Here is a 26,143-nt window from a genome sequence, read left to right as displayed (position 1 = left end):
TTTTGAATTCCATTTTTCTTTTACCTTTCCTAAATAAGACGACATAGTTATTGTATGAAAAATATCACTGAAAAACTCACAAAGTCAACAGACTACCCTAAGCCTCCCTTTCAGCATCAAGTCGAGGCGTTTAAAAAACTTCGATGACTGGAAACGTTTAATTGATTGGGTCGACCCAGAAGATGGCGGTACTAAACTTGATGATGAAAAGCCTGAAAAAGGAGAACATTATCCACTCGAATATATATCAATTCGTCTAATTAAAGAATTATCGAATTCAATTGAGATTGGAGTTTATCAAATAGAATACAAGAAAATATTTCCTGTTGGATGGTATAAAACTGAAATTGTATATGCTGACTCTGATAAGAACAATGACTCAATGCAAGCATTTACCGAATTTGTCATGGTCTGTCTGATCACAGACTGAGAGCGATCGCCACGTTGTTTGATTTCAGCGATCTTAGCAGCAAAATCTTCAGGTGGTTGTGCTAGAATCTCATCCTCCAGAGGAGAATTGGGCGGAGTATGTGCTTGCTCTAAAGATGCCAGAATCGATGCTCCAGTAGAAGGTGATTTCGTCACTTCTGATTGAGATGGAACTGTTTTCTGAAAACCAAGAAATGCTATGTATTGCTCAACCTGAGTCAGTTGGTCATCTGGAAGTTGAGCAATCTGTTGTTGAAGTTGACGGCGGCGCTCAAAGATAGTCATCGGACACCTCGCGGGAACAACTAAACTTTCATTTTACTTGATTAATATACTACCAAATCCAGAGTATAACCCATCACATCCTATTCCGATTAGAGATAGGCGATCGCAAATTTAGAAGAGTTATTAATGTTTCAAAACTAGATTTTTTATGGCTTCAAGCTGCCGTTGATACAATCTGAAAGGGGATATTCTCTAGAACAACTTGTGGCAACTGACCCGATCCAATAACCTCTTTTGCATCAAGAATTTCTACACCAACTAAAACTTCACCCGCACCAATATTTAGTGCTATTTCATCATTTAATCGCAAAGTACGGCATTCATGATATCCATCGACTAGGCGAATATAAAGAGAGTCAGTTTCTTGGTCATAACTAATTTTCATCGCGTTACTTTCCTCAAAAATAAAATGTATACACAGTAATCACTACAATCTCTGTCTCGCTTTCGGCAATGATTGGCGAAACTCGTTTAATAGCATAGGAGCGCCCTTGCCATTCTCTATTGAACTGAAAGTCGTAACGATATTCAAGTCTGCCTTGCTTGGCTTGCTTTTGATTGCCATTAACAATTGCTTCTGTTACTTCTAGCTCTTTTGTACCGCGCTCTATGCATTGCGATAAAGCGTGTTTGGTAAACCGAATTGGCTTCATAGAGTTTGCTTGAACCTGCTCCTGTCAACACTGTAACAATACATAAGCTAAGAAATGGTCATACACTATAAAAATCAAAAAGCTTGAACAAAGCCTTATTGCAACATTGAGCAGGAACTAGCTAAAAATAGCGATCGCACTCCACCAAATACAATGATCCAAATTTATCTCACACTTCTAAACCACTCAGTAATTCCCTGAGCGATCGCATCGGCTATCTTCTTCTGTTCTTCTGGGTTTACCACCTGCTCAAATTCATCGGGATTGCTCATAAAACCCAATTCCAGTAACACCGATGGCGCATCTGCTGGACGTGTCAGCGCCAGGTTATCCCAAAACACACCATAGGAAGGTTTGCCAAGTTTTTTGACTACATACTTCTGTAAAAATATTGCGAGGTTGTGGGCTTGGGGTTGATACCAAAAAGCGCCGAATCCCTTGGTTTTCTCAGCATCGCCATCATCGGGTAGAGAATTGTGATGTATGGAAATAGCGATCGCAGGTTCTTCTCGACTGATAATTGCCTGACGTTCTGCTAAAGAAACTTCGCGATCGTCTTCTCGCGTCATCACCACCGTTGCCCCTCGCCTCACCAAATCGTCACGCAACAACTTAGATACCACTAAATTCACATCTTTTTCTAAATATCCAGTTGGGCCACTGGCACCAGTTTCTTTACCTCCATGCCCTGGATCTAGTACAATCTTGAAATTAGCTAAAAGCTTGCGTCTTGTGCTGCCAATTTTAGGTGGATGACGCAAAGCTAAAACCAGGGTTGTACCGTCGTATCTCAGCTTATATCCCCACTGTTGAGCTTTTTTGAGGTTAAAGGTGTATTTTACTTGTCCTGGGGCTTCCTGTTGCCAGTCTAGGCGATAAATTAGGGGGTCATCATCCAGGCGAATTATGTCTGTTTGGGCAGTGGTATTGTAGAGAGTGAGAGCGAGAGTTTGGTCACTTTGTTGTACGCTCACGGGTACGGGAACTTGCAAAGGGAAAACTATCTCTGTCGCACTAGGGAGGTGACGGTATCCGACACTGCGAATTATTGTTTGTGGCGGAACTGCACCAGGTAAAATGCGGGTTTCTTTACTATTAATCCAAGCGCCATAATCTAGGCGCAACCATTCACCTTCCCTACCTGTAACCGTTGCGCGTGTGCCTTTGGGCAGTGGTGTCAGTCGAGAGTAATCGGTGCTAGGGCCAGTACGAGCCACGCCTGACTCTACTGTAACTTCAGAAATTGGCAACTGCGATCTTGAGAGGATTTCAATCTTACCAGATCCGGGTTGAGTTATCGTCTTGCCATCAAGCGTCAGTTGAAACTGAGGTTTTCCCAGGTCGGCGGCTGTTGCCACTGTAGTGCAACCTTGATAGTTGCCTACGCTAGACTGGGCATGAGGCTGATTTTGCCCTGTCAAAGCTGCCAAATTACTTGGTAGTTGTGCCTGTTCGGGTTGGGGTGAAAGGGTAATAGTTTGATTAGCCAGGGTTACAGAGACATTAGCGTTAGGGGGTGCGATCGCGCCAAAACAAATTACTTCTCCCGGTAATCTGGCAATGTCAACTGCGGGAGTCAGGGAATCTTTCGCAAAGGCTACCCCCTGTGGTAGTTCCGGGCTAGCGTTAAGCCTGATCACCTTAATTTTAAGTTCTTGATTCTGGCGACGCACAGTAAAAAGATTCTCCCCCAACTGCAAGGGGAAACTAGGGGAAAAATGACCAGCTTTGCTGCGGGTAATTGGCTTACTATTGATCAAAACCTGACCATCTGGTGGTGCAGTGCCCAGAAAGAAGATTTTTTGGGCACTTGTCTGGTAGTTTGTCTGGGGAAAAATAACTATAAGAGATGGCTGTGCCAATGCTATTGAGGAGGAGAGAATAAAGCCTAATATTACTAATCCTAGAAGTTTTTTCACAGCAAATCACAGAAGATTACACCACAATAACTGTGGCACAATGACGGGATGTATTTTTAGAAGTTGTTAGAAATTCAAACTACTATGACTAAGTTTATCTTTGTTACTGGAGGCGTTGTTTCCAGTATTGGTAAGGGCATTGTAGCAGCAAGTCTAGGGCGTTTGCTCAAGTCACGCGAATATTCGGTGTCGATTCTCAAACTCGACCCTTATATTAATATCGATCCTGGCACGATGAGTCCCTTTCAGCATGGGGAAGTATTCGTTACCCAGGATGGGGCGGAGACAGATTTAGACTTGGGGCATTACGAACGCTTTACCGATACCTCAATGTCGCGGTTGAATTGTGTGACTACTGGCTCAATTTACCAGGCAGTCATCAATAAAGAGCGGCGCGGAGACTACAATGGCGGAACTGTCCAGGTAATTCCTCATATTACCAATGAAATTAAAGATCGGATTTTACGAGTTGCCAAAAGTACAAATCCCTCTGTAGTAATTACAGAAATCGGCGGGACAGTGGGAGATATTGAATCACTGCCGTTTTTGGAAGCAATTCGCCAGTTCCGTAAAGAGGTGGGACGGCAGAATGTGCTGTATATGCACGTAACGCTAGTACCGTGGATTGCCTCGGCAGGTGAGATGAAAACTAAGCCGACACAACATTCAGTTAAGGAACTGAGATCCATTGGCATTCAACCAGATATTTTAGTTTGTCGGAGCGATCGCCCCTTACCCAAAGGATTAAAACAAAAATTGTCGGGATCTTGCGATGTCCCCGAAGAATGCGTCATCACTTCCCAAGATGCCAAAAGTATCTATGAAGTACCGCTAAATCTAGAACGCGAAGGCATGGCAGAACAAGTGCTGAACTTGCTGCAAATGGAACAACGTAAACCAGATTTGACGCAGTGGCAAACCCTGGTACAACGTTTACATAGTCCCAAGCACGAGGTAGAAATTGCGATCGTTGGTAAATATGTACAGTTAAGTGATGCCTACCTATCTGTAGTGGAAGCGCTGAACCATGCGGCAATCTCCACTTATGGCAAACTGCGTCTGCGTTGGATAAACTCAGAAGATTTGGAAACTGAATCAGCTGAAACTCATCTTCAGGGTGTCGATGGCATAGTTGTGCCAGGAGGTTTTGGGGTTCGGGGAGTGGATGGCAAAATTGCCGCGATTAAATACGCGCGCGATCGCCAAATCCCCTTTTTGGGTTTATGCCTGGGTATGCAATGTTCCGTGATTGAATGGGCTAGGCACGTAGGGGGATTAACAGGTGCCAATAGTGCTGAATTTGACCCTCACACAACCGATCCAGTAATTAATTTATTGCCAGGACAGCAGGAAGTAGTGGATTTAGGGGGTACAATGCGCTTAGGACTATATCCTTGTCGTGTTCTCCCTGATACTTTAGCTTTTAAGCTTTATCAAGAAGATGTGATTTATGAACGACATCGACATCGATATGAGTTTAATAATGATTACCGCGATTTGTTGTTAAAGTCTGGCTATGCGATCAGTGGTACTTCTCCTGATGGACGCTTAGTTGAAATTGTGGAATTACCCAAGCACCCATTCTTTCTTGCGTGCCAATTTCATCCAGAATTTCAATCACGCCCCAGTACCCCTCATCCCTTATTTAAAGGATTCATTCAAACAGCGATCGCTCTTTCTCTTTCGACATCTAGCACACCAACACCATTGGAGGTGTCATAACAATTCAAAATTCAAAATTCAAAATGAGGTTCGCAGATTCGCTAACGCTGCGCTAACAAAATTAATTGCAACATTAACTTAGGGCTTCAGTAGATTTGGACATCCAGGGTGCATCATTCGTAAATTTCGGACTTGAGGAGATGTTGTGGCGTACTGGGTGAAAATCCTTTACGAGAGGAAAGAATATGTGGTGAATTTTGAGCGTGTCCATGCTTTTTGTTATGAACTGAATGGCAGAGTTACTTTTTGGCTACCCGATAGTGCCATTCCCATAGTGATTAACCCACAAAGTAACCTGGAAGACTATCAAAAAATTCTCGATTATTTAGAATGTGTGACAGGATTAGAATTAGATCATGCCCACTGGGTAAGAATAAATTACGAAAAAAATGAATATGTAATTAATCTCAACTGTATCAGTTCATTTTGTCATGAACCGAACGGTAGGATAACTTTTTGGTTGCCAGATGGCACTATTCCCATCATCATCAACCCTGTGAGTAATCCTGAATCTTATGAAAAAGTTGTGAAATACGTTAAGAAAGCAACAGGATATTCTTTATCTTAGTGTGAACGAGGAACTTACTCTTGCTAAACTTTTAACTAAAGATAACAAAGTTAGCAATAAAGGCACGAGGAAAGGTTCAATGAATACTGTTGTGCTTAATCTAGAACCGATTGCTCATTTAACCGATGAGCAATTTTATCAATTGTGTGTTGCCAATAGTGATTTAAGCCTGGAAATGAATGCAGCCGGAGAATTAATTATTATGCCACCAGTAGGAGGAGAAAGTGGAAATCAAGAAGCTGGACTAATTACCGATTTAGAAATCTGGAATCGTCAAGCTAAATTAGGCAAAGTTTTTAGTTCTTCAACTATCTTTATACTTCCAAATGGTGCAAAACGTTCCCCTGATGCGGCTTGGGTAAAGTTGGAACGGTGGGAAGCTTTAACACTAGAACAACGAAAAAAATTTCCGCCACTTGTACCCGATTTTGCAATTGAATTGCGTTCTGAGGCAGATCGGCTTGCACCTATCCAAGCGAAAATGCAGGAATACATAGAAAATGGTTTGCGTTTGGGTTGGCTAATTAATCCTCAAGATAAGCAAGTGGAAATTTACCGACTCGAAAAAGCTGTAGAAGTTATGCAAATGCCGGCGATTCTTTCTGGAGAAGATATATTACCTGGATTTGAGTTGCAAGTATAGGTAGATGATAAGCCTCAATCCCTATTTCTCAGTGGGTAAAAGCACAATTAATTCTCCAAGGCGCTTCAATATAGTGAGTACTTGGTGTAGTTCTGAATCACGTTCAATTGATAGCGCATCAGATCGGGCATACCAAGGATGTTCTTGTTGAATCAATTTGACAAAAACAAATTCCCTGCCGTTGATTAGTAAACCAAAAATTGGTTGTGCAGGATTTGGACGATCAAGCATATAAGCGAGTGCTTGAGGTAGGGCTGTCATCACATCAAATTTACTGCTTTTAGATTCGATGACAAGTACCCAAAAACGTTTTTGGATGACAAGAACATCAATATTTCCTTTAACGAGAAAGCTTTCGTCTTCGGCAGAAATCTCCACAGAAGTCTCGGTTTCAATCTCAAAAGGAGGTTGATAAAACCCAGCTAAATCGAGTAAAGGAGATAGCACTACCATCTTTACCGCCTCTTCTGACATGAGACGGTGCTTATTCAAGTTTAAATAGTTGCTTTTGACTCGTGCGATTGCTTGCTTTTCACTATCTGCCAGAGTTGGCAAATTTTCTGTCCATTCTGGAAAGAAGTTGGTGTCTGTGGCAAGTTGCAAACCAAATTTTTCTTCTAATTCGTAAAGACTTACATCTCTAGCTGGGATTGTTTGAACCATAATCTAACATTCCGAATAGCGTTGCCATGCCAACTTTGCTGCACCTACCATCCCCGCAAAATTGCCTAACTCCGCTGGTAATATTTGTAAATCCACTCGTGATAAAGGCTGCACTCGCTTCTCAATTTCTGCCTTCACACCTGGTAAGAAAAACTCAAAGCTGCCACTGATACCGCCACCAATGACGATCGCTTGCGGTGTGAGTACATAAATCAAACTGGTCAAACCAATTCCCAAGGTAATACCATATTCTTGCCAAAAAGTCAATGCTGCGGTATCTCCTTGTTGGGCAAGAAAACCCAATTCGATGGGTTCCTTGAAAGTGCGGCGGCGAATCGCAGTAGCACAGGCATATTGTTCTAAAGAGCCTTGATTGCCACTATTACAAATTGGCCCATCAGGATTTAAGGAAATTAAACCCAATTCACCGGCGACTCCTTGATGTCCAATAAATAGTTTGCCATCAAGGATAATTGCACCACCAACCCCAGTACCTAAAGTTAGCAGAATCAGATTTTGAAAGTGGCGACCGGCTCCCAGCCAAGCTTCTCCTAAAAGAGCGCAATTAGCATCGTTAGCGATCGCAGTCGGTTTGCCAGTTTTAGCTTCTAACCAGTCTGCTAAAGGCACATCGATCCATCCAGGCAAGTTAATGGCGATTTTGGCAATGCGTCCTGCGGCATCGGATGGGCCAGGAGTACCAACACCAATCGCAACAGCTTGATTATCTGGATCAATTTGGGCGATCACATCTACCAGCACTGCTAACACAGCTTCCGGCGTTGTTGGTTGAGGAGATACCACAGTCAAAGATTGCAGACAAGTACCATCATCTGCAAAACGCCCCAGCTTAATCGCTGTTCCCCCGACATCAATGCCAATTACTTGAATTTTGTCATTAGTCATTAGTCATTAGTCATTAGTCATTGGGCATTGGGCATTGGTAATTGGTGAACAGCTATTACCCATTCCTTATTCTCCAATTAAAAATCGACAATTTGTCAGGGTTTTAGCCTCTGGTCGCAAAAAAAGTTCTAATTTTTCTATTTTATTGAATGCGAGTTGTTTTCATCACCAATATTAAGACGCGGGGCTTTCAACTCTGCTCTCTGTAAATTAGCAACAGTTGTGGTACGAAAACTCGATTGCTCCTGCCAAGCTGTAATTGGCGCACCTCTTAAAATACCAGCAAGGGCAACAGAAAGGATAAACCCGCCAGTAGCGGCAGCAATTAACGTTAAATTATCTTTCATACAATTCTCTCTATTGTTTATTTGTCCTTTGTCATTTGTCTTTTGCTAATGACTAATGACTACTTTCGGATTCTATTTTCTCTTCGTAATCGGGGATTGACAAATTCATTTAACCCTTCGCCAAGTAGTGATAACCCTACCACCATGAATGTCATCGTCAAACCAGGGAAAAGCGTAGTCCACCAAATGCCAGTAGGTAGAGCTTCTAGGGCTTGTTTTAAATCATGTCCCCATTCTGCCACTTCTTCGGGAAGTCCTAGCCCCAAAAAGCCCAAACCGCCCAACACCAAAATCGCATCAGCGGCGTTGAGTGTAAATAGAACGGGTACGCTTTGAATGACGTTGAAAAACAGATAACGAGAAAGCACAACCCAAGTAGAAGCGCCCATTGCTTGAGCAGCTTCGATGAACACTTCCGTTTTCACGCTGACGGTGTGGTTGCGAACAACGCGGTAATATTGGGGAATGTAGGCAATGCTAATAGCGATCGCTGCATTTAATATCCCACGCCCCACCACAAAAGCCAGCGTCACAGACAGCAGTAGCCCTGGTAGAGTGTAGATGCTATCCATAATAAACAGCAACACTTTATCCAATTTCCCACCAAGATACCCACTCAGCATCCCCAAAGGCACACCAATAATCATACTCAGCGCCGTTGCCAAAATTACCACCTGCAAAGCAGCTTGAGCGCCGAACAATGTCCGGGAGAACACATCATAGCCCAGACGACTAGTACCAAACCAATGTTTAGCTGAGGGTGGCTCGTGAATTGGATTAGAGAGAAAATCTTTGGGGTTTTGCAGCCATCCCCAAGCCTGCAATACGGGAGCGAAGAATGCCAGGAAGATGAAAAATAGGGTAATGGCTAACCCGATGAGCATGAGTTTTTGGGAAAGATTGGGACTTTTGCCAAACTCTAAAAATGTCGGTAGTCGCCGTTTTGTAATGGCCATAAAGCGATCGCCTGAAGCAAAGCTTGATACGCTGACCATTTTACATATTAGATCGGGGATTGCGTAAACATCCTCAATAAAAGTCCGACTAATTTACGATAAATACAAAGCTAGACTGAGTTAGAGGTGAAATTATCGAATAGAATTCAGTGGATACCTTAGATAATTATCGACAGCTTATCAAAGAGATATTAGTAACCTATACACAAATTCCTTATTCCCACGCAGCTATTGAATGTAAAGTAGTCTTTGATAGTGAAAATGACAGTTATTTGCTGATAACGTTAGGCTGGGATGGTGTTAAGAGAATTCACGGGTACTTAGTTCATATTGATATTATTGATGGCAAAATTTGGCTGCAACGGGATGACACAGAAGATGGTGTAACCTACGAATTCATAGCAGCCGGAATTCCTAAAGATCAAATGTTTTGGGATTTCACCCGCCAAATGTTAGGCAACGCACAGGATATGCTATTGCCTAACTTATTAAAGCTAACAGTCTTGGGCATTGAAAAGAGGCAGAGGGGCGGGGGGCGGAAGGGAAAACTCTTCTCTCTTGCTCCCTGCTCCCTTGCTTCTTCCCGGCTCCCTCATCCCCATGTCCCATTCTCTTACAGATTGCTTTCAATCAACTGGCGGTATTCGCTCTTTTGCTTCACACCTTTGACTTCCTTCACCAGTTCTTTGTTTTTGAACAATTGAACTGTTGGCGTTCCTGTCACACCAGCATTTTCAGCAATATCTCGGTCTTTGTCGATGTCAATTTCTACAAAGTGAATCTTGCTGTCAAATTCATCCACCACTTTATTTAAAATTGGTTTCAGGGTATGACAAGGGCCGCAACCAGGGGAGACATATTTAACAAGGAGCAAGCGATCGCTTTCATGGAACAATTTCCGTAAGGCATAACCTCCCTGATGGCGCGTCCCATCTAAGTTAAATCCAGCTTCTTCCTCGGCTTCAGTCTTTTTGGCTGGCTGATTTTCTAATTCATTATCTGCTGTTTCTGGCTGTTGATGGAATTCTTGAATCAAACCGGTAGATGACAACCAACGTTCTGCTAACATCGCCGCCATACAACCAGTACCCGCAGCCGTAATTGCTTGCCGAAACTCATGATCTTGTACGTCGCCAGCAGCAAAAACGCCTTCTACACTGGTTTCCACAGTACCGTGCTTGGTGACAACGTAACCTACCTCATCCAGTTCTAATTGCCCTTTAAATAGAGAGGTATTGGGAGTGTGACCAACGGCGTAGAATAAACCTTTAGCGTGCAGTTGGCTCTCTTCACCAGTTTTAGTATTGCGGATTTTCACCCCTTCCATGCGATCGCTACCGAAGATATCCACGGCTTCTGTATTCCAATGCACCTGGATTTTCGGGTTGCTCAAAACCCTATCTTGCATGGCTTTAGAAGCTCGCATTTTATCGGTGCGTACCAACATATTTACCTTAGAGCCGTATTTGGTGAGGTAAATTGACTCTTCCGCCGCCGAGTCGCCAGCACCAATTACAGCTAATTCTGCACCGTGGAAAATTGGTGTTGCACCATCGCAAATTGCACAAGCGGAAATACCCCGACTCCAGAATTCATGTTCGCTGGGTAAACCCAAACGTTTTGCAGTTGCACCAGTAGCAATGACGATGCTGTTGGTTTTTATTTCCCTTTCTTGCGATCGCACTGTAAATGGACGCTGACTCAAGTCAACTGATATAACATCTTCAGTATATAGTTCAGCCCCCCAGCGCTCCGCCTGCGCCTTCATCTGATCCATCAGTTCCGGGCCAGTAATCCCTTTAGGAAACCCTGGAAAGTTCTCAACTTCCGTCGTTGTCATTAGTTGCCCACCAGGTAAACCCCCGGCTTGGAAACCTTCAAATACAACAGGTTTCAGGTTAGCGCGTCCGGCATAAATGGCGGCTGTATAGCCTGCTGGGCCAGAACCGATAATTACCAAGTTTTCTACAGTTGGGTTAGCCATGACAATATACGAACTCATAACGACTACGTTTAATATAGCATAACAATTCACGATTGGCTACATCAGATGGTAAGCGATGTCTGCGACGGGCTACGCCTACGCCCATTGGTGTCAACTTAACGTGAAAACTAGCCTAGTACCGCAAGGCGGAATTAAAAATTAAAAATTAAAAATGACTACAGCGTAAGCGTTTCATTGATTTGGAATGGTGAGGCAGTCCGATCTTCTCCCTTGGCGTTAGCCTCTCCCTTTGGGAGAAGGGGAGACGCCAAAGGCGATGGGGGTTCCGTTCCCCCCATGAGGAACTGCCGTTAGCGAGTCTTCTCCCAAGGGGAGACGCCAAGGGCGAACGAGCGTCAGGGGTGGTTTATTTACGCCGTGTTGTACTAGTAAAAGCTTTTAGATATTGTCTCGTTTCCAGTCTCCGACTGGGAATCGCCTCACTTGCGGCAGATCCACCAGAATTCCGGCTGGGAACGAGGTTTTAAAGGAGTTTCAGCTGAAGTTGACACCAATGGCGATCGCCAAATGCCTACGATACTATAGGAATCCGATTTGATTACTAAACTTACTTGCGTAGAGAGGGAATAGACGTGTACTGAGTTTTTTCACGCAATCAAATACGAGTCTTATATACGCTCAACACTTGCCAAGTACTTAAAGCTTAATTTTAATCTAAAATCTAAAATCCAAAATTGCTATGCGAGCCAGAATTGAAAATAAAATACTTTTGATCCACCACGAAGATTTACCAGAGTTTAAGAAGGGTGGTTCGGTAGTGCGGAACTCTTATTTTTGGGCGCTACGTTCAATTGCTGGTCAAGCTTCGCGTTATCGTGATTGGGAATATGAACCGGAAGTTTGGCTAGCGCTTTCACGAATGCTTTTGTCGTTTGCTGAATCCGGGTATTTGGGTCTTAGAGAAACCCTACTAGAGTTTCCCATATCTCAAGGGGAAATTCCAAATTTGCTGCGAGATGTGTCTACTTTTGAATAGGGTTAATAGGGTTAAGTAGATGTGCTTCAATATTTGTCATTGGGATAAGGCAGGGAGCAGGGGTTATATATCTCCTTCATCTCCATCACTCACTACTCAGCACTCATTGGGCACTTGAATGAGGTTCAATGCGTCACAATTAGCCATGACAAACCCTAGTTAACAGCAATCCTGAAGCAAAGATAGTCGTGAGAAGACAATTAAGATGTACCAGTTAGTGGAGCAGAAGAACGTGAAAATAGCAGTTATTACTAAAATATTACTTACATCCATAAGTTTGTTAACTTTATCATTTGCTCCAGGTCAAGCATCGGCTCAACTTATACCACAACCTTGGGTTTCAGTGGGTGGAAAAGATGGTGATGTAACTTATGCTGTCGGAGCTAGAGCTTTAAATTTTGGGGTTGAGGTAGGAACTGGCCCTGATGGTGCTACAGGAGTAGATGTTTTGAAATTTATCAGTTTGCCTGTAATTTCACCCTATGTAGGAGTTGGACTTTATTCAGGGGATAAAGGTGTTGCAGTTTCAGGTGGCGTTCAGGTAAGTGCTACAGATAACGTTTTTGTTGGTGCTGGTTACAATTCTATTCGTGGTTTTAACGGGCAACTGGGAATAAGATTTTAACTAATTACAGCTGTATAAAAAGTTTAGAGAGTCAAAAAAATTCTCTATTCTGATCTGACTCCCATAGCGTTTCTCGATCTGGTAAGGTACACCTGTAGGGGCACTGCCGTGCCCATTTTGAAAAAGTGTGGGCTAGAGATATGTGGCATTTGACAAGTCGTTTGAATCGCAAAGTATTGGCTCATACTGTTTGTGTCTGGCTAAATCGTCTGTTTGGCTTGGAACCATTACATTTTGATAGTCTTGTGACAGAATAAGTTGCACATCGCGTGAGTTTGGAGTTAAAGGCCTCTTTTACACTCATAACTCATAACTCATTAAAGATACTCACGTAAGAATTCAAAGGGATCATCTTCCCAACAAGGTTCAGGTATCAGCCAAAATAGACTACCACTGATGTCGGCTTCAATTTCATCACCGTCGTCTCTATCAAATAGTTCTATCAAAGCTGTCCAATCACGTTCTCTCAGAGACGTTAACGATGGGGCATATACCTGGAGATTATTTGAGTAATTCACGCGCAAAATTGTGCTTTACAGCCGTAAAAAGTTAGTATAGAAATTTGTAAATAATCAAATTTTAGCTTCGACAATCACAGTTAAATAGTAGTTCTAGGTTTTATACCCAGTTTTAAAATAAAAATTGTATTGAGACGCATAGAGTCAGACACAAAGTCTTCATAGCCTAAGTCCCGCGCTTCTAAATATGGGTTATTGCTCCCTCCTGCTTCCTACCTCTTACCTCTTACCTCCTGATTTTGATACTATTAAACATTGACTGCTCTCACAAGTGTCTCACAATTTAAATCGGACTACTATAGTATTTCTTACATAATTACAAGCTGAATTTACTCAGGCTGGAAAAATTCTTGAGGCTGAGATTCGACTAATTCCACACCAAAGACTTCCGCAAAGGACTGTGCTACATAAAAACGCACTTCCTGGCAGCTGATACCTGGAATCCATTCGGCTAAACTGCCTACAGGTTTATCAGAAATACCGCAGGGTACAATGCGCTCAAAGCCTGTCATGTCTGGACAAACATTTAATGCAAAGCCGTGCATAGTAATCCAACGGCTGACTTTAATCCCAATCGCTGCAACTTTTCGCCCTTGTAACCAAACGCCAGTAAAAGCCGGAATTCTTTCTCCTTGCAAGCCATAAACTGCCAATACGCGAATTATTACTTCTTCGAGTTGCCGTAAATACCAATGGAGGTCTTTACGATAACTTTGCAGATTTAAAATTGGATAGCCTACCAATTGACCGGGACAATGGTAAGTAACCTCTCCGCCTCTTTCAATTCGATGCACATCATATAGACTTTTGTCAATATCAAATTTGAGAAAATCTGAGTTGCTTCCTTGTCCGAGAGTGTAGACAGGTGGATGCTCTAGTAAAATTAACACGTCATCTAGATTAGGGTCATGGATGCGCTCAGTGAGGAGCGATCGCTGCCATCCATGAGCTTTTAAGTAAGGCATTAATCCTTGGTTATACAGCAAACAACGGTTTTTATCTGGTTTGTTACTATGAATCATGCCAAAAATCAACTGTAATAAGGACGAAATATATTTCAAGTTACAGGATTAGAATCAACAAATATTAAGCTTTGCAAAGGATTTTAAAGGAAAGTCAAGGGAACCTGCATTAGAAAATACAAAGTGCTAGGTTGAATATTAACCTCAATAGGTTTTTAGGAGGAATTCTCTGCAATAAACATCATGCCAAGATGATAAAGACGATTGCACTGGCTGATGATTTTCATAAAATTGTTTGTATTTCAAACAGGATCAAACTTCCACAAAGACTTGTATTATTTAACAACAGCAAGCAAACTTCAACTGAACACAGAAGGAGCAACTATCAACAGTTCTGTAAGCGTTGCTTTAAAAAAGAGGGTACTCATAGGAGCTACCATTCAGATTGCCTCACCTAAGAGTTCTAAGTGGATATCAAATTGGATATCAGCGCAGAGATAAGGAGGTAAATCAAGGGTATACTTGATAACAACTCAAATGCAGGAAGCTGAGAGACAGCTTACCAGCAATATATACAATATAGTTCACAATTTGTTTTGGCGGGAATAATAAACTTACCGCAACTTCTTTTCATACAAAGCAAATTCACACATTCAAATATTCAGCGGGAGAGTATTACATGAAGCTTGTCATCCACAGCAAAAATATTGAAATCACCGATGCGATTCGTGAGTATGTACATCAAAAGATTGAAAAAGCAGTTAGTCACTTTCAGAGCCTTACAAATGAAGTGGATGTGCATCTTAGCGTCGCCCGGAATCCCCGAATTAATACAAGACAAGCAGCTGAAGTAACTATTTATGCTAACGGTAGCGTTATTCGTGCCGAGGAAAGTAGCGAAAACCTATACGCCAGCATTGACTTAGTTGCAGATAAAATTGCCCGTCAACTGCGGAAATACAAAGAACGACGCCAAGACCAGAAAACTCAGGCCCTACCAACAGAAGTAGTTGTTGCAGATACGGTAGTCACAGATTTGATTGGCGATCGCACCCCCGAATTACCCAACGAAGTCGTCCGCACCAAATATTTTTCCATGCCACCGATGACCCTTGCAGAAGCCTTGGAACAGCTGCAACTCGTGGGACACGATTTTTATATGTTCCACAATTCTGAAACTGGAGAGATTAATGTAATTTACGAACGCAACCACGGCGGTTATGGCGTAATTCATCCCCGCAATGGTAACGGTCATACTAACGGCAAGAATGGCAAGGCAAGCCACGCTAATATTGTCATCCCGGAAAAGTCTCATTCTAAATAGGGACTAGAGACTGGGGACTAGGGACTAGGGACTAGGAGAGAGTTTCCTAATCCCCAATGCCCAATCCCCTATTTTGCAAGTTGTTGCAAAGTTTTCAGCGCTTCCTCAACATGACCTTTAAAGTTAAACATTGAATCAAACACGTATTGCACAACTCCCTGTTGGTCAATGACATAAGTAACGCGACCAGGGAATAAGCCAAAGGCTGCTGTTGCACCATATAGCTTTCGTACTTGGTCGCCTTTGTCAGTTAATAGAGTGAAAGGTAGATTGTATTTCGCAGCAAATCGCTGGTGAGATTCACTGGAATCAGCACTGACGCCGACAATTTCAGCGCCAGCGGTTTTAAATACTTCATACTGATCGCGAAAGGCGCAAGATTCCGCCGTACATCCGGGTGTATCGTCCTTGGGATAAAAATATAAGACAACAGCTTTGTTGCCGCGAAAATCTTGGAGGCTTACTGTTGAGCCGTTTTGGGCAGGTAGAGTGAAATTAGGAGCGGTATCTCCAACTTTGATTGGCATAGCAAATAGTGGTAATTACTTAACAAAATTTTACCTTGTATCCAAGTTTATAAATTTTGCTTGATTACCTGCATCAAGGGGAGTAGCTTAGATACTCATCTAACACAAAATTCCGCTTATGCGCCTGACTTCATTGGATGTTTTTCGCGGCATTACCATCGCGGCGATGATTCTCGTCAATATGGCGGGTGTCGCAGATGATGTATATCCTCCCTTAGCCCACGCTGATTGGCACGGTTGCACACCAACTGATTTGGTATTTCCCTTCTTTCTGTTCATTGTTGGTGTAGCGATGACTTTTTCGCTGTCAAAGTACACCGAAGGCAATAAACCAACCTCAACTGTTTACTGGCGGATATTGCGCCGCGCGGCCATTCTCTTTGCCTTGGGATTGCTACTAAATGGCTTTTGGAATCAGGGTATTTGGACTTTTGATTTGAGTAGCATTCGCATTATGGGAGTGTTGCAGCGCATTAGCCTTACCTATCTGCTGGCTTCTCTAGCTGTTCTCAACCTTCCGCGTAAAGGTCAATGGATACTTGCAGTAGTTCTACTTATCGGCTACTGGGTAACGCTGATGTATTTACCAGTGCCAGAATACGGTGCAGGAGTTTTGACGCGGGAAGGTAATTTCGGTGCTTATGTTGACCGCCTGATTATTCCCAAAGCACATTTATATAAGGGTGATGGTTTCAAATTCATGGGAGATCCAGAAGGACTCTTCAGTACTATTCCTGCTATAGTAAGCGTCCTCACTGGCTACTTCACTGGGCAATGGATACGCAGTCAAACCGTACAATCACGCACAAGTATAGGTTTAGGATTATTTGGAGTTGGTTGCTTAATTATCGGTTGGATTTGGGGATGGACATTCCCCATTAACAAAAAGCTGTGGACAAGTTCTTATGTGTTCTTTAGCAGCGGTTGGGCATTACTGTTGCTAGCAGCTTGTTATGAATTCATCGAAGTCCGGTTGATGCGTCGCTGGAGTAAGCCTTTTGAAATTATGGGCTTAAATGCGATCGCTCTTTTCGTTGCATCAGTTTTATTGATTAAAATCTTAGTCAAAACCACTATTGGCACTGGCAAAGACGCTCCCAGTACCTACAATTGGATTTACCAGAATTTTTTCGCATCTTGGGCAGGGGCGTTGAATGGTTCCCTGTTATTTGCCCTAGTCACTGTGTTGTTGTGGTGGGCTGTTGGTGTTCTAATGTATCGGCAACGCTGGTTTTTGAAAGTGTAAATTTGCAAGCAGGCATCAGAAATTAAAAATATTTTGGTTGTTATTTACGTTTTATTGTTGTTAATGTTACAACAGGTATTAAGTGATGGATTTGTAACACTTTAGGAACAAAGGTAAGCACAACTTTATCTATAATTACTGGCGCGTTAATCTGCGCTTTCTTTGGCAACTCATTTAAGTTCTTGATATTGTTTCTAACGTTGGAAGCTTCCACAGATAAATCTGTGCGTTGAAAATTCTTATTTCTTCTAATTCACTAAATTAATCCATAGAAAAATTGTGAGGTAATGTATGCGTCGCATGAAATTTTGGGTATTTTTGCCAATTGCCTTGATATTGGGCTGCTCAGATCAAATTTTGCAATCTAATCCATCTGTAGCCAACCCTAATCCAGCAGTACAAACTAGTCCAACTTTGTTAGCAAAGGCGAGTTATCTTTCACCACTAGAACAGCAGGTAATTGTTGAGACAAATAAGGTCAGAACAAATCCCAAGTCATATCTCCCGATTCTGGAAAATTATAGAAAGCGCTTTGAGGGGAACCGAGTCAAAATTTCTAATAATACTTATTTGCGAACTCAAGAAGGAGTTAAGGCAGTTGATGAAGCGATCGCATTTCTCAAATCAGCACGTCCTATAGGAGCCTTGAGTGCATCAAAGGGTATGTCTTTAGGAGCAAAAGACCACGTTAAAGACCAAGGCCCAAGAGGTGTTACAGGTCATGATGGTAGCGATGGTAGCAGTCCTTTTACTCGCATCAACCGCTATGGTAAATGGCAAACAACCGCAGGTGAAAATATCAGTTATGGCCCAAACAGCGCTCAAGATATCGTTATGCAATTAATTATTGATGATGGTGTGCGCGATCGCGGTCATCGAAAAAATATTTTTAACGGCGCTTTCAAAGTCTCTGGTGTTGCTTATGGAACTCACAAAGCATACAGAACAATCTGCGTGATTGACTACGCTGGTGGGTATCAGGAAAAATAATTTTAAGTAGGGAATGGTGAAATCGGGGAGAAAAACGAATGTCTATTGCACCATTCCCAATTAAAAATCTAAAATCTAAAACCCAAAATAGTATCGTCTATGTCTAAAGATTTTCTTGCGATTATAATATTTTTTACTTTTGTAGTTGTTGTTATAAATATTTTATATTTCCAATGGGAAAACAAAAAAGAACAGCAAAGAACTGAAAAAATTAAACTTATTGCTACTCAGTTAAAAATAAATTTTTTAGCAGAAGATAGTAATAATGTTATGCAGTATTTACATAATTTTAGACTATTCAAACAAGGAGGGAGAAATTTAATTACAAATATATTGTCTAAAGAACTTAAAAACTTTAGAATATACATTTTTGAATATAGATACTCAATATATAGTACTAAAACCAAACACGAACATTGGCAGACAATAGCTTTCTTGTATGATAAGAATATGCATACTCCTAAGTTTTTATTAAAACCAAAAGGTATTTTTGATCAACTCAGTCATTTTTTAGGATATCAGGATATCAACTTTGATAAATATCCCAGATTTTCTGAACAATATCTGTTGCGGGGTAGTGATGAGAAAGGGATTCGTCAGATATTTACTGACAACTTACTTTCTTTTTTTGAAGCCAAAATAGGATTTTACCCAGCTATGCAAACAACACCATGTCTAGAGGCAGCAGACGCCTGTTTGATTTATTACCGTGAAAATGTACGTCTTGAACCAGAACAGATTGAATTATTCTTACAAGAGGGGATGGAAGTTTTTGATTTATTGAGAGCAAAAATATCCGACAACTAAAGGATATTGTTGAGATTATCCCAAACTGAATAATTTTGCGATCGCAGGCAATAATTTATTACCCGCTTCAACCAGGGATGCGATCGCAGGTAAACTAGAAAATATCCCTTTCAACATGGTGATTGCGGTTTTTGCAGTCTTTTGCTTGGTAGATTCTTGGGGATTTTTACCTGCTTCAGCTAAAGTTCTGCATAGCTAAAGTTTGCACCCGCAAGGTCTTGTCTATTTTTGAAGTTGCGTCCTCGAAGATTTTGACCGGAGAAGTCTAAAGCCATGTTCCACTTTACACAGGTAAGCAAATTTTACTACACGCTTACTGCTGTAAATTTAAGAATAGTTAAATATATTTCTAGTTGAGCAATTTCGGGGTTCAGAGGCTCAATGTTGAGGCTCTACAATGCTTTAAGAAGCACAAAAGTAGGTGTAATTGTAATGCAATCAATTTTTTGGAGTGTAGAAGAAGTAGCCCTAAGAGCTAAACAGTTTTACGAAAACGGTATTCGTCAAAATGTCGAGTATGTTGACAATATCGGCAAGATGATTGTGATTGATGCTGAAACAGGTGAATATGGGATAGATCCAACTGGTGTAGACACAGCGTTAAAGTTAAAACAGAAAAACCCTAATGCTAGATTGTTCACCATCCGAATTGGTTATGATGTTGCTGTAAGTTTTGGTGGTGCGATGGAGCGTACTGCTGAATGATTTATGGCAAAGTAATCAATGGTAGAGTAATAATTCCAGTGGTTTTTCGCTTCCCTTTGCAACCAGATTTTTCTCTAGATTTTGTCATTGATACTGGATTTAATGACCATCTAACTTTACCACCACAGGCAGTCAGTGCAATGAATCTTCCCTTGTATTCTAGTACTGAAGCAAGGTTAGCTGATGGTAGTCAAGCTTTATTATCTATACACTTAGCAATAATTTTATGGGATGGCATAGAAAAATTAGTTCCAGTTTTAGCTGCTGGTTATAAACCTTTACTAGGAACTTCTCTGATGGCAGGATACCATCTAGAAATAGATTTTCAAGACAATGGTTTAGTTTCCCTAGAAAAACTCTAATCGATAAGTTCTTGTTTGTATTGGTTAAAGTTGCGTGTTTGAAGATTTTGACCGGAACAGTCTAAGGGAACTCCAAGAAATAAATTATCTTATTTTGTGGGGTGGGCATCTTGCCCGTCCAGTCCATAGGGCGGGCGAGACGCCCACCCCACAAGAGTTAATTAGGATGGATATTTTTTTATTTGGAAGTCCCTAAAGCCATGTTCCACTTTACAGAGGTGAGCAAATTTTAATACACGCTCACTGCTGTAAATTCAAGAATAGTTAGATATATTTCTAAGTTGAGGCTAAAAGGTGCAACTTCGAGGTTCAAAGGTGCAACGCCGAGGTTCAGAGGCTCAACATTGAGGTTCAAAGGTGCAACGTCGAGGCTAAAAGGTGCAACTTCGAGCTTAAAAGGCGCAACATTGAGGTTCAAAGACGCAACATTGAGGTTCAAAGCTGCAACGCCGAGGTTCAGAGGCGCAACATTGAGGTTCAAAGGCTCAACGCCGAGGTTCAGAGGCGCAACATTGAGGTTCAAAGGCTCAACGCCGAGGTTCAAAGGCTCAACGCCGAGGTTCAAAGGCTCAACGCCGAGGTTCAAAGGCTCAACGCCGAGGTTCAAAGACGCGATAAATCGCCGTCTCTACAATAGTTAGTCCTTTGTAGAGACGGCGATTCATCACGTATCTTGCTTTAACCGAACAGTATTGTCTACCTAACTTATTCCCCTACAACCCAGGCACCATGAAACCCATAAGGCACTCGTTGAGGAATTATCACCCGCGCTACAGGTTCAGCAGTTATATCTTGAGCATTTACCACTACTAATTCGGAAGTATCTTCACCCTCATCATGGACGAAAGTTATAAGCCAACCATCATCTTCAGCCGTTGCACCAGGACGCGGCGCAAACACAGCTTCACCGCCGTAGCGTCCTTCTCCAAATTCATGGGTTTGGGACTTTCCATTGCTGAAGTCATATTTGATGATACCTTCAAATAAAGGTAGAGGATTGTTTGCCGCTTTATTACTGTAGCCATATCGGGTTTTTCGCCCCAATAAGTTTTCGTTGACGCGAGGAAATTCGGAAGTTACATCATCCAACATTTCTTCACGCACTGTCCCCGTGCTGAGGTTAAATCGCCACCGATGTAAACGAGGAATATTTGCTTCTGGGTCGGGTTGCGAATCATTTAAACCCAAAACATTAGTAGAACTCATGCGACAAGCAATCAGCACTACTTCGTCTCCGTCTTCGTAGGCGTTGAGGGTATGGAAGACATAGCAAGCAGGACTCTCAAACCATCGGATATTACTGTTGTCACCGTGGCGTGGTAAAATCCCGAAACGACTGGAGCGATCGCGCTCAAACATCATTACAGGTTCTCCGCGTTGCGCCCTTTCAAGGTTAAAAGTCAGGGGCAAATCCATGAAAATAGTGTAGTTTTCAGTGATGGCAAAATCGTGCATCATCACCCCTATTGGCAACTCAATTGGTACTGTCCGCAAGAGTTCGCCTTGTGCTGAAACCACACTATATTGTAGGTACGGTGGCACAAACAAAGAATAGCCAAAGAAGATCATCTCTCCTGTCACTGGGTCTACTTTGGGATGGGCTGTGAAGGCAGAAACCAGTTTGCCATTGTAGGTATACTCGCCAATAGTATCTAATTCAGGCAGCTTGATAGCGTGAGGTTTACCCCCCTCGTTCAGCGCCAACATCTGACCAGCGTGCCACACTAAAGCAGTGTTGGCGGTATTTTTGCGGGGGCCGTGGGGGTTATCCATTTGCGGTGGTTCTAACAATCCACTCCAAATAGCCTTACCCGCTTCTCGTTCTTTTTTCCATCCGGCTGTCTGGATGTAGCGGTTACGATAAGTGGCTACGCCGTTGCTAATTTGCACACCATGCAACATCCCATCTCCATCAAACCAGTGATATTCACCGATGGGTGTCCATTGAGGGTTAGGGCCATTCCGTACAAACATCCCCGATAGTTCGGGTGGTAATTCACCGATGACTGACAATTTGTCGGTGGTGATTTCTTCATGGATTGGAGCGAAGTTGCGATCGAGATAGGGATTGACTGCTATTGTTACCATTGTGCTGAATTAACTGTAAATTTGGGTTTGCCATTATGCTGATTGTGGAATTTTTGCAATCGTTCTACAAATTAAACCTTTTCTTCTAGCTGTTTAATTCGTTTGATTTGCAGGAGGTTCCACTCATCTTCAGAAAAAGGTGTGCTAAACCAGGTATCTAATATTTCTTTAGCGATCGCTTCTGTAGTTGCACGTAAACTTAATACAAGAACATTCGCATGATTCCAGATGCGGGCCCCGCGTGCCGTCTCAGCATCATGGCACAATGCTGCACGTATGCCAGAGACTTTATTAGCGGCTATAGATGCACCCGTACCAGTCCAACAAAAGACAATTCCCTCATCTGCTTTCTGGGTTGCTACCGCCGAAGCAACTTTACTACAGCTAACAGGCCAATCGATTTCAGGATCATTCTCGGCTAGGGAACCAAAGAGTATAACTTCATGCCCACGTTGCTTAAGTTCTGCCAGTACCCTATCGGTAAGGTTGGTGCGTTCATCACTGCCAATAGCAATTTTCATGCATTCCCCTTTGAAATTAGTCTTCCCCATCTCCTCATACTACGATGTTTATAGGGGGAGCATCTCAACGAAAGTAAAAATACCAGGCGATTAGAAATCGGGACTACACAAACTAAGTCCGCCTACGCAGACTCAAAGAAAGCGTCTCCAGAACTAGAGCCAAGAGCAGCAGCACCATTAATTTCAATTGAGCGGAAAAGATTGTAGTGATTTATTGTTTGCGCTCCCACAGTTGACGTAACTTTGACTAAATTACTCAAGGAAATTATCTGATTCTTTTGGGAACGAACGTACAGTTTACCAATATCCTTGGGGTTAGAACGAAACTGGCGATCTGCTTGGATATACACGCGATAATTGCGCTGTTGCAGATTGAAATCATTCAGGTATTGCGATCCTAAAGCAGTTTGTAATGTACTAAAGATTAATCCTATTAAAAGAATAGCGATCGCATAGACCGATGCAAAGATTGGCCGCTTAATAAAAAAGTCAACAAACATAGGTTACAAAATTGGGCTTTGGGTATTTGGTATTGAGAATGGGGCATGGGGCATTGAAAAGAGGCAGAGGGGCAGGGTGCGGGGGGCGGAGGGGAAAATTCTTCTCCCTGCTCCCTGCTCCCCTGCTCCCTACCCCCTGTCCCCATGCTTAACTCCCTCATCTCCCCTATTCAGCTAAGGCTTCTGACTACCCGCTTCTTCTGGTGCAGGCTTGATGGGAGCGCCATTGGTTATGTTGAGAATACCGGAAACAACAATTTTGTCCCCAGCTTTTAATCCGTCAAGAACTTGATAATTATTTCCTTCAATAACTCCCAATTTCACAGATTTTTGTTGAGCTACTAAAGATGGTGCTGGCGCTCCAGATTTAGGCTTTTCCTGTGGTGCTTGAGCCACAAACACAAAAGTCTCCCCACCCAAACGAGATACTGCTGTAACTGGAATTAATATTCCTGGACGTTCATCCCAGATCACTTTAGTTTGCACTGACTGAAGATTCAGCAGTCGATTTCTCAAATTGCCAAAGTTAGCTTTCACTAAAACTGTCTGCGAATCTGAACTAGCATTGGGGGAGATAAAACTGATCTTACCGGTTGATGTCGGTTTACCTTGGGCATCCAACATTTGCACGGGTAAACCTAAGCGCAACTTTCTGGCTTGATTTAAGGGAATGGATATATTCAGTTCTAAAGAGTCGTTTTTAGTCAATGTGGTTAGCTGATCCCCTTGTCCTACATACTGCCCTACCTTGACTGGGATATCACCAACAATACCTGTGAAAGGAGCTAGAACTTTTGTATATTGTAGTTGGACTTGAGCCGACTGGACTTGAGCGGCTGCTTGGCTAACTTGCGATCGCCCTTGGGCAATATCTTCTGGACGGTTGCCGTTCACCTGCTGCCGATAGAATTGTCTCTGTTGTTCTAAGGCAGCACCCAGTTGTTGGATATTAGCAGTTCTGCTTTTGCGGAGTTGCTCTAAGTTTTTCTGGGCTGCAACCAGCGCCGCTTCTGCACTAGCTTTGTTTTTGAGGTATTCATCTAGGCTATCTTGAGAAGTTGCCCCTTCTTTTGTTAATTGTGCGTATCGCGTTGCTCGTGCTTGTGCTAGTACTAAATCTGATTTGGCGGAATTAACTTGAGCTTCAGCCTGCTGAATTTGCTGTGGTAACGATCCAGATACGGCATCTTGATATTTTGCTTCGGCTTGATCTAGCTGGGCTTTGGCTTGGGAAACTACTTCTGTTCGAGTCCCCGCTTTGAGTTCAGCAAGGCTTGCTTGTGCTTGTTCTAGTGCTGCTTGTCTTTGTCGTAGCTGGGCTTCGGCATCATCACTTTGTAGGCTAATAATGACTTGCCCTTGTTGAACACGGTTGCCTTCTTTGATGAAAACTTGAGTAATTCGTCCTTCAACCTGTGGCTTAATTGGTACAGATTGTGGAGCCTCTAAGGAGCCAATAAACTCCGAACTTTCCTGCACAGTTTCAGTTTCTACAGTTGCTAACTTGACAGGAATTGCTGGTTGCCCAGCACCGGCTCCAGCCGCAGGTGCATTCCTAGCGTTATTAGTCTGCCACCAGCGCCAACCAAAACCAATACCTGCAACTAAGAGGATAATTCCCAATATTAGGGGCCAACGCTTTTTTTGAGGTCGCTTTGGCGATCGCTCTGGCAATGGTTGCGATTCTTGATTAGGATCGGTAACAGCAGGCTGTTCTACTTCAATTGGAAGGGGAGAGTCAGGGAACTGAGGATTGGACATCTTCGTTTTCTCGTCTTGTGGATTTAGACTTGGGCAATCTACTCTTCGCTAAAAAAGCATTATTTTGAATAGTTTTTTAGCCCTTTTTCTCAATGTTGGTGACAAAATTTTTGGGTATTTGGGCGATCGCTCACGATGTCTAGCACCTAAAACGAACCAATATCATCTAGCACATTATGGTCATTTTGTACATTATTTAACTCCAATCATTTTTAAATTGTAATTTATAAAACTTTGTTCACTAGTAAAAACTCAGTGCTTCGTCTCAGTTCAAAAGCACAATTCATCTTATTGCAGGCAATCAAATGAAACCTCTGTCTCCTTCAATAGTGAAGTGCTAGTACCACGCACAAATAGATTCGCAAAAATTTACATATAATACTTAGAACCTTAGTTTAGTGTGGTAGATATATCGCTAAAACGCAGGATACCGTGAAGCAACATACTCGCGGAACTATCTACAGATGCTTTACATCTATGTCTGAAGATACTGTGTTCGGCTTTTGACTTTTTCGCAAGTACACAAACAATCATCTGTGCGCGCAGTAATTTTTCAGTTTCGTATAAAATTCAGAAAGGTGGACTGGGGATGTCGCTTCGCTTCTGCAATAAAATGTCCAAATCAGGTTTTCATGCTCCTCCATCATCTTGATTGCCAAGCCTTGGATAATTCTTGAAGTCAATGTACAGGTTTTGAGTCTACTCATCGTAATCGGCTACAGCTTGAGACTGGAAAGCGATCGCTTAGGTAATCACAAGTTAGTGGTTGCTTTTTGTTCTGAAAATGACGGAATAATGTGACTTTAGCGAAGATAGCAACACAAGCAATTTCTTGCGTTTTAGCTTCGATTAAACCTACCGTTGCAGACACCTCAGTTGTCGTCTTAATCAAGGTTGCAGGAATTTTTGCCATCCTTGATGTTAAGTTTTCTATGAGTGTTTGCAAGCGCTTGCTTGCATTATAACCACATAGTAGACGAGATAGTATATAAGTCACAGATGAATTTATCGTTCTTAAGTCCTAGTGAATACTGATTTTAACGTGAGTTCGACGGAACTAAAAAATGGCAGGAGGTAGTGCAGGTAAATCTTTTGGGTAAATATCAATCGAAGGTTTTTTAGGCAAATAGGTATA

28 protein-coding genes and 3 pseudogenes are annotated in these 26,143 nt (G+C 42.3%); 13 read left to right on the top strand and 18 right to left on the bottom strand.

Annotated features, from left to right (window positions below; translation table 11 throughout):
* Positions 1 to 297: 297 nt before the first annotated feature.
* The 4 genes from V7L31_RS14245 to V7L31_RS14230 all read right to left on the bottom strand — a co-directional run bounded on the left by V7L31_RS14245 (position 298) and on the right by V7L31_RS14230 (position 3,286).
* Positions 298 to 714 (bottom strand): hypothetical protein, encoded by a 417-nt coding sequence (locus tag V7L31_RS14245; protein ID WP_334696829.1) that lies wholly within the window; start codon positions 712 to 714, stop codon positions 298 to 300.
* Positions 715 to 868: 154 nt separating this feature from the next.
* Positions 869 to 1,099 (bottom strand): DUF2283 domain-containing protein, encoded by a 231-nt coding sequence (locus V7L31_RS14240; RefSeq protein WP_334696828.1) that lies wholly within the window; start codon positions 1,097 to 1,099, stop codon positions 869 to 871.
* A 13-nt stretch (positions 1,100 to 1,112) separates the two neighbouring features.
* Positions 1,113 to 1,367: a DUF4258 domain-containing protein gene (locus V7L31_RS14235; protein ID WP_334696827.1), complete on the bottom strand. Its 255-nt coding sequence runs from the start codon at positions 1,365 to 1,367 to the stop codon at positions 1,113 to 1,115.
* Between the two features lie 164 nt (positions 1,368 to 1,531).
* Positions 1,532 to 3,286 (bottom strand): N-acetylmuramoyl-L-alanine amidase, encoded by a 1,755-nt coding sequence (locus V7L31_RS14230; protein ID WP_334696826.1) that lies wholly within the window; start codon positions 3,284 to 3,286, stop codon positions 1,532 to 1,534.
* Between the two features lie 84 nt (positions 3,287 to 3,370).
* On the opposite strand from V7L31_RS14230, the gene V7L31_RS14225 reads away from it, so the two are divergent.
* The 3 genes from V7L31_RS14225 (at position 3,371) to V7L31_RS14215 (ending at position 6,219) form a co-directional block, all read left to right on the top strand.
* Positions 3,371 to 5,008 (top strand): CTP synthase, encoded by a 1,638-nt coding sequence (locus tag V7L31_RS14225; RefSeq protein WP_334696825.1) that lies wholly within the window; start codon positions 3,371 to 3,373, stop codon positions 5,006 to 5,008.
* A 145-nt stretch (positions 5,009 to 5,153) separates the two neighbouring features.
* The gene (locus V7L31_RS14220) at positions 5,154 to 5,576 is read left to right on the top strand and encodes a hypothetical protein (RefSeq protein WP_334696824.1); all 423 of its coding nucleotides are present in this window, start codon (positions 5,154 to 5,156) and stop codon (positions 5,574 to 5,576) included.
* Between the two features lie 79 nt (positions 5,577 to 5,655).
* The gene (locus V7L31_RS14215) at positions 5,656 to 6,219 is read left to right on the top strand and encodes a Uma2 family endonuclease (protein WP_334696823.1); all 564 of its coding nucleotides are present in this window, start codon (positions 5,656 to 5,658) and stop codon (positions 6,217 to 6,219) included.
* 21 nt (positions 6,220 to 6,240) lie between these two features.
* Here the strand turns inward: V7L31_RS14215 and V7L31_RS14210 are convergent, their stop codons facing one another.
* From V7L31_RS14210 to V7L31_RS14195, 4 genes are all read right to left on the bottom strand, one after another.
* On the bottom strand, positions 6,241 to 6,882 hold the full coding sequence (locus tag V7L31_RS14210; RefSeq protein ID WP_334696822.1) for a type I restriction endonuclease subunit R: 642 nt from the start codon (positions 6,880 to 6,882) through the stop codon (positions 6,241 to 6,243).
* A 3-nt stretch (positions 6,883 to 6,885) separates the two neighbouring features.
* The gene (locus tag V7L31_RS14205; RefSeq protein WP_334696821.1) at positions 6,886 to 7,788 is read right to left on the bottom strand and encodes an ROK family protein; all 903 of its coding nucleotides are present in this window, start codon (positions 7,786 to 7,788) and stop codon (positions 6,886 to 6,888) included.
* A gap of 137 nt (positions 7,789 to 7,925) precedes the next feature.
* Complete coding sequence (locus V7L31_RS14200; RefSeq protein ID WP_334696820.1) at positions 7,926 to 8,135, bottom strand: hypothetical protein; 210 nt, start codon at positions 8,133 to 8,135, stop codon at positions 7,926 to 7,928.
* Between the two features lie 59 nt (positions 8,136 to 8,194).
* Positions 8,195 to 9,091 (bottom strand): ABC transporter permease, encoded by an 897-nt coding sequence (locus V7L31_RS14195; RefSeq protein ID WP_179069241.1) that lies wholly within the window; start codon positions 9,089 to 9,091, stop codon positions 8,195 to 8,197.
* 149 nt (positions 9,092 to 9,240) lie between these two features.
* Between V7L31_RS14195 and V7L31_RS14190 the strand changes: the two are divergent.
* Positions 9,241 to 9,575, top strand: a pseudogene (locus V7L31_RS14190) (XisI protein).
* A 129-nt stretch (positions 9,576 to 9,704) separates the two neighbouring features.
* Here the strand turns inward: V7L31_RS14190 and trxB are convergent.
* Positions 9,705 to 11,075 (bottom strand): thioredoxin-disulfide reductase, encoded by a 1,371-nt coding sequence (gene trxB, locus V7L31_RS14185; RefSeq protein WP_334696819.1) that lies wholly within the window; start codon positions 11,073 to 11,075, stop codon positions 9,705 to 9,707.
* Between the two features lie 700 nt (positions 11,076 to 11,775).
* Here trxB and V7L31_RS14180 point away from each other — a divergent pair.
* The 3 genes and pseudogenes from V7L31_RS14180 to V7L31_RS14170 form a co-directional block, all read left to right on the top strand.
* Positions 11,776 to 12,072, top strand: coding sequence for a hypothetical protein (locus tag V7L31_RS14180; protein ID WP_179067437.1), 297 nt, complete (start codon positions 11,776 to 11,778; stop codon positions 12,070 to 12,072).
* A gap of 232 nt (positions 12,073 to 12,304) precedes the next feature.
* Complete coding sequence (locus V7L31_RS14175) at positions 12,305 to 12,697, top strand: hypothetical protein (protein WP_334696818.1); 393 nt, start codon at positions 12,305 to 12,307, stop codon at positions 12,695 to 12,697.
* Between the two features lie 107 nt (positions 12,698 to 12,804).
* Positions 12,805 to 12,954: pseudogene (locus tag V7L31_RS14170) on the top strand (IS982 family transposase); the annotation flags it as partial.
* Positions 12,955 to 13,014: 60 nt separating this feature from the next.
* Here the strand turns inward: V7L31_RS14170 and V7L31_RS14165 are convergent.
* Positions 13,015 to 13,215, bottom strand: coding sequence for a hypothetical protein (locus tag V7L31_RS14165; protein ID WP_179068660.1), 201 nt, complete (start codon positions 13,213 to 13,215; stop codon positions 13,015 to 13,017).
* 329 nt (positions 13,216 to 13,544) lie between these two features.
* Entirely contained in the window at positions 13,545 to 14,237 is a 693-nt protein-coding gene (gene lipB / locus V7L31_RS14160) for a lipoyl(octanoyl) transferase LipB (RefSeq protein WP_334696817.1), read from the bottom strand.
* Positions 14,238 to 14,856: 619 nt separating this feature from the next.
* Between lipB and hpf the strand changes: the two genes are divergently transcribed.
* Complete coding sequence (hpf, locus tag V7L31_RS14155; RefSeq protein ID WP_334696816.1) at positions 14,857 to 15,501, top strand: ribosome hibernation-promoting factor, HPF/YfiA family; 645 nt, start codon at positions 14,857 to 14,859, stop codon at positions 15,499 to 15,501.
* 68 nt (positions 15,502 to 15,569) lie between these two features.
* On the opposite strand, the gene V7L31_RS14150 is transcribed toward hpf, so the two are convergent.
* Positions 15,570 to 16,028 (bottom strand): peroxiredoxin, encoded by a 459-nt coding sequence (locus tag V7L31_RS14150; RefSeq protein WP_334696815.1) that lies wholly within the window; start codon positions 16,026 to 16,028, stop codon positions 15,570 to 15,572.
* Positions 16,029 to 16,146: 118 nt separating this feature from the next.
* On the opposite strand from V7L31_RS14150, the gene V7L31_RS14145 reads away from it, so the two are divergent.
* The 5 genes from V7L31_RS14145 (at position 16,147) to V7L31_RS14125 (ending at position 20,138) form a co-directional block, all read left to right on the top strand.
* A complete protein-coding gene (locus V7L31_RS14145; protein ID WP_334696814.1) occupies positions 16,147 to 17,274 on the top strand; it encodes an acyltransferase family protein in 1,128 nt (375 codons plus the stop codon).
* Between the two features lie 291 nt (positions 17,275 to 17,565).
* Complete coding sequence (locus tag V7L31_RS14140) at positions 17,566 to 18,264, top strand: CAP domain-containing protein (RefSeq protein ID WP_334696813.1); 699 nt, start codon at positions 17,566 to 17,568, stop codon at positions 18,262 to 18,264.
* A 99-nt stretch (positions 18,265 to 18,363) separates the two neighbouring features.
* Positions 18,364 to 19,071 (top strand): hypothetical protein, encoded by a 708-nt coding sequence (locus tag V7L31_RS14135; RefSeq protein ID WP_334696812.1) that lies wholly within the window; start codon positions 18,364 to 18,366, stop codon positions 19,069 to 19,071.
* Positions 19,072 to 19,503: 432 nt separating this feature from the next.
* A complete protein-coding gene (locus tag V7L31_RS14130; protein ID WP_334696811.1) occupies positions 19,504 to 19,776 on the top strand; it encodes a hypothetical protein in 273 nt (90 codons plus the stop codon).
* Entirely contained in the window at positions 19,773 to 20,138 is a 366-nt protein-coding gene (locus V7L31_RS14125; protein ID WP_334696810.1) for a clan AA aspartic protease, read from the top strand. Before V7L31_RS14130 ends, V7L31_RS14125 begins: the two co-directional genes overlap by 4 nt.
* Positions 20,139 to 20,367: 229 nt before the next feature.
* Here V7L31_RS14125 and V7L31_RS14120 read toward each other — a convergent pair whose 3' ends face one another.
* The 6 genes and pseudogenes from V7L31_RS14120 to V7L31_RS14095 all read right to left on the bottom strand — a co-directional run bounded on the left by V7L31_RS14120 (position 20,368) and on the right by V7L31_RS14095 (position 26,005).
* Positions 20,368 to 20,724, bottom strand: coding sequence for a hypothetical protein (locus tag V7L31_RS14120; protein ID WP_334696809.1), 357 nt, complete (start codon positions 20,722 to 20,724; stop codon positions 20,368 to 20,370).
* 119 nt (positions 20,725 to 20,843) lie between these two features.
* Positions 20,844 to 22,226, bottom strand: coding sequence for a carotenoid oxygenase family protein (locus tag V7L31_RS14115; RefSeq protein ID WP_334696808.1), 1,383 nt, complete (start codon positions 22,224 to 22,226; stop codon positions 20,844 to 20,846).
* Between the two features lie 71 nt (positions 22,227 to 22,297).
* Positions 22,298 to 22,747: an RpiB/LacA/LacB family sugar-phosphate isomerase gene (locus V7L31_RS14110; RefSeq protein WP_334696807.1), complete on the bottom strand. Its 450-nt coding sequence runs from the start codon at positions 22,745 to 22,747 to the stop codon at positions 22,298 to 22,300.
* A 140-nt stretch (positions 22,748 to 22,887) separates the two neighbouring features.
* Positions 22,888 to 23,172: pseudogene (locus tag V7L31_RS14105) on the bottom strand (efflux RND transporter permease subunit); the annotation flags it as partial.
* A gap of 249 nt (positions 23,173 to 23,421) precedes the next feature.
* A complete protein-coding gene (locus V7L31_RS14100) occupies positions 23,422 to 25,008 on the bottom strand; it encodes an efflux RND transporter periplasmic adaptor subunit (RefSeq protein ID WP_334696806.1) in 1,587 nt (528 codons plus the stop codon).
* 703 nt (positions 25,009 to 25,711) lie between these two features.
* A complete protein-coding gene (locus V7L31_RS14095; protein WP_334696805.1) occupies positions 25,712 to 26,005 on the bottom strand; it encodes a hypothetical protein in 294 nt (97 codons plus the stop codon).
* Between the last annotated feature and the right edge of the window lie 138 nt (positions 26,006 to 26,143).

This window comes from Nostoc sp., from assembly GCF_036916655.1.
Lineage (GTDB): Bacteria > Cyanobacteriota > Cyanobacteriia > Cyanobacteriales > Nostocaceae > Nostoc.
The sequence above is the reverse complement of the archived record's forward strand: the minus strand, read 5'-3'. Positions and strand labels throughout refer to the sequence as shown.

Bases quoted from the DNA above. Each gene is read 5' to 3' on its own strand.
- V7L31_RS14130 (WP_334696811.1), top strand. From the start codon at position 19,504: ATGCAATCAATTTTTTGGAGTGTAGAAGAAGTAGCCCTAAGAGCTAAA.
- V7L31_RS14195 (WP_179069241.1), bottom strand. From the start codon at position 9,091: ATGGCCATTACAAAACGGCGACTACCGACATTTTTAGAGTTTGGCAAA.
- trxB (WP_334696819.1), bottom strand. From the start codon at position 11,075: ATGGCTAACCCAACTGTAGAAAACTTGGTAATTATCGGTTCTGGCCCA.
- V7L31_RS14150 (WP_334696815.1), bottom strand. From the start codon at position 16,028: ATGCCAATCAAAGTTGGAGATACCGCTCCTAATTTCACTCTACCTGCC.
- V7L31_RS14210 (WP_334696822.1), bottom strand. From the start codon at position 6,882: ATGGTTCAAACAATCCCAGCTAGAGATGTAAGTCTTTACGAATTAGAA.
- V7L31_RS14100 (WP_334696806.1), bottom strand. From the start codon at position 25,008: ATGTCCAATCCTCAGTTCCCTGACTCTCCCCTTCCAATTGAAGTAGAA.
- hpf (WP_334696816.1), top strand. From the start codon at position 14,857: ATGAAGCTTGTCATCCACAGCAAAAATATTGAAATCACCGATGCGATT.
- V7L31_RS14110 (WP_334696807.1), bottom strand. From the start codon at position 22,747: ATGAAAATTGCTATTGGCAGTGATGAACGCACCAACCTTACCGATAGG.
- V7L31_RS14225 (WP_334696825.1), top strand. From the start codon at position 3,371: ATGACTAAGTTTATCTTTGTTACTGGAGGCGTTGTTTCCAGTATTGGT.
- V7L31_RS14115 (WP_334696808.1), bottom strand. From the start codon at position 22,226: ATGGTAACAATAGCAGTCAATCCCTATCTCGATCGCAACTTCGCTCCA.
- V7L31_RS14215 (WP_334696823.1), top strand. From the start codon at position 5,656: ATGAATACTGTTGTGCTTAATCTAGAACCGATTGCTCATTTAACCGAT.
- lipB (WP_334696817.1), bottom strand. From the start codon at position 14,237: ATGATTCATAGTAACAAACCAGATAAAAACCGTTGTTTGCTGTATAAC.
- V7L31_RS14200 (WP_334696820.1), bottom strand. From the start codon at position 8,135: ATGAAAGATAATTTAACGTTAATTGCTGCCGCTACTGGCGGGTTTATC.
- V7L31_RS14135 (WP_334696812.1), top strand. From the start codon at position 18,364: ATGTCTAAAGATTTTCTTGCGATTATAATATTTTTTACTTTTGTAGTT.
- V7L31_RS14240 (WP_334696828.1), bottom strand. From the start codon at position 1,099: ATGAAAATTAGTTATGACCAAGAAACTGACTCTCTTTATATTCGCCTA.
- V7L31_RS14235 (WP_334696827.1), bottom strand. From the start codon at position 1,367: ATGAAGCCAATTCGGTTTACCAAACACGCTTTATCGCAATGCATAGAG.
- V7L31_RS14140 (WP_334696813.1), top strand. From the start codon at position 17,566: ATGCGTCGCATGAAATTTTGGGTATTTTTGCCAATTGCCTTGATATTG.
- V7L31_RS14180 (WP_179067437.1), top strand. From the start codon at position 11,776: ATGCGAGCCAGAATTGAAAATAAAATACTTTTGATCCACCACGAAGAT.
- V7L31_RS14145 (WP_334696814.1), top strand. From the start codon at position 16,147: ATGCGCCTGACTTCATTGGATGTTTTTCGCGGCATTACCATCGCGGCG.
- V7L31_RS14125 (WP_334696810.1), top strand. From the start codon at position 19,773: ATGATTTATGGCAAAGTAATCAATGGTAGAGTAATAATTCCAGTGGTT.
- V7L31_RS14205 (WP_334696821.1), bottom strand. From the start codon at position 7,788: ATGACTAATGACAAAATTCAAGTAATTGGCATTGATGTCGGGGGAACA.
- V7L31_RS14245 (WP_334696829.1), bottom strand. From the start codon at position 714: ATGACTATCTTTGAGCGCCGCCGTCAACTTCAACAACAGATTGCTCAA.